The sequence below is a fragment of the Micromonospora sp. DT46 genome (genome assembly GCF_049841735.1).
Classification (GTDB): Bacteria; Actinomycetota; Actinomycetes; order Mycobacteriales; family Micromonosporaceae; genus Micromonospora; species Micromonospora reichwaldensis.
Genome location: NZ_JBNCKW010000024.1, coordinates 1 through 2,161, shown reverse-complemented (window position 1 = coordinate 2,161; position 2,161 = coordinate 1). Strand labels below are relative to the sequence as shown.

Annotated in this window: 2 protein-coding genes; both read right to left on the bottom strand. The window is 68.3% G+C overall.

All coding sequences use genetic code 11. The features are described from left to right. Positions 1 to 71: 71 nt before the first annotated feature. The gene (gene istB, locus ACLQ20_RS31305; protein WP_091404255.1) at positions 72 to 860 is read right to left on the bottom strand and encodes an IS21-like element helper ATPase IstB; all 789 of its coding nucleotides are present in this window, start codon (positions 858 to 860) and stop codon (positions 72 to 74) included. Beyond that, positions 860 to 2,089, bottom strand: a complete 1,230-nt coding sequence (gene istA / locus ACLQ20_RS31300; RefSeq protein ID WP_327027810.1) for an IS21 family transposase — start codon at positions 2,087 to 2,089, stop codon at positions 860 to 862. Before istA ends, istB begins: the two co-directional genes overlap by 1 nt. Positions 2,090 to 2,161: the final 72 nt, after the last annotated feature.

Sequence of the window (2,161 nt, the reverse complement as noted above, 5' to 3'; positions counted from 1 at the left end):
CTGTCAACGCCGGCCGAACTTTGACCCCTCTGTTCCGGCCGAATGTTGACCCCCTCGCTGGTTGTTGATGTTCAGTCGTTGGTCTTGGTGGCTGCGGGAACGCGGCCGAGGTCGCGGTCTTTGAGCCGGTAGCTGTCGCCCTTCATCGAGATCACTTCGGCGTGGTGGACGAGGCGGTCGATCATGGCTGCGGCGACGACATCGTCGCCGAACACTTCGCCCCACCTTCCGAAGGGCTTGTTGCTGGTGACGATCAGTGAGGCTCGTTCGTAGCGGTTGGAGACCAGTTGGAAGAACAGGTTCGCGGCTTCTGCTTCGAAGGGGATGTAGCCGACCTCGTCGACGATCAGCAGCGGGATCCGGCCGAGTTTGACCAGCTCGTCCTGCAGCCGACCGGCGTGGTGGGCATCAGCGAGGCGGGACACCCACTGGGCTGCGGTGGCGAACGCGACCCGATGCCCGGCCTGGCAGGCCCGGATCCCGAGGCCGATGGACAGGTGCGTCTTGCCGGTGCCGGGCGGGCCCAAGAAGACGACGTTCTCCTTCGACGCCACGAAGTCGAGGGTTCCCAGGTGAGCGATCGTCTCCCGCTTCAGAGAGCGTTGGTGCTCGAAGTCGAACTCCTCCAGGCTCTTGCGGGCCGGAAATCTCGCTGTCCGGATGCGTCCTTCCCCGCCGTGGGCTTCGCGGGCGGCGACCTCGCGTTGCAGGCAGGCGGCGAGGAACTCCTCATGCGTCCAGGACTCGGTCCTGGCCCGTTCCGCCAACCTCTCGACTGAGGCAGCCAGAGACGGCGCCTTGAGGGCGCGGGTGAGGAACGCGATCTCCGAGGCGACGTTGCGGCTGGTCTTGGCGGCCATCACGCAGCCACCTCGACGTCCAGGCCGAACAGGCGGTCGTAGTCGCTCAACGGCCGGCGTTCGACCTGGGCGTCGACGGCGGTCGTCGGGGTGTGTTGGGCAGCGACGCGCAGGTCTGCGGCGGCTTGCCGGTGGGCGGGATCGGTGATGCTCTGATGGCTTGCCCAGCAGCGGTCGTGCCGGGCCGCGGGTCGGCCGTCGCAGAGCACCGTCACGTGGTCGCAGTCGGCGGTGACCTCGACCCGCCGGCCGACCACCGCTGGGTGCACCGAGTAGTCGTTGCCGTCCAAGCGCACGTAATGATCGCGGGGCAGGCGGGTGGTCTGCCGCCAGCCGACCACCGGCGCAACCGGTGGCAATGGCAGCATCGCGGCCCGGTCGGCGTCCCACCGGTCCAGCGGGCGGCAGCCCAGCATCCGGTGCTGGCGGTTGTTCGCCCGCACCAGCCAGTCGGTGAGCTGCGCGTTGAAGTCCTGAGGTGAGGCGAAGCGGCGGCCGGGCAGGAACGACGTCTCCAGATAGCCGTTGGCCCGCTCCACCAGGCCCTTCGCCTCAGGGTCCGCCGGCCGGCACTGGATCACCTTGATGCCGAGGGTGCCGCGGAAGGCGTTCATCGCCTCGGTCAACTGCGGCCGCCCGGCCCGCCACTGCCCGACCGCAGACTCGTTGTCCCACACCAACGCCTTGGGCACCCGACCCCAGCCGGAGATCAGCATCCAGTGCCCGACCAGCAGGTCCGGCGACTGCCTGGTCGGAATCATCACCGCTGACAGCCACCGCGAATACCCCGACACCATCACCAGCACCGGCGGCCGGCCGACCTGCCCGAAGCCCAACGGCACGTCCGCCGGCGGGAACCACAGGTCGCACTGCGCCAGCTCTCCCGGCAGATACTCCGTCCGCTGAACCGGGTCAGGGCGGCGGAACAACGGCCGCAGCTGCTGCACCCGATCGGCGAACACCGTCTTGCCACGGGTCCACCCGACCCGCTCCATGATCACCGTCGTCGGCATGTCCGGGAACTCCGCCAACAACGCCCTGATCTGCGGCTCGACCGCGTCCACGATCGAACCCTTCGCCGCCCGCTGATAACGAGGCGGCTCATGACTGGCCAAGGCCTTGCGCACCGTGTTCCGCGACACCCCCAGCCGACGGCAGATGGCCTTGATCGCCATCCGCTCCGCCCGGTGCAACCGACGGATCTCCGCCCAGTCCTCCACGCTCAGCACCTCCCGATGCTTCCGGAAGGGGTCAAAATTCAGCCGGAACCACGGGGTCAGTTTTCAGGCGGAGCCGACAGC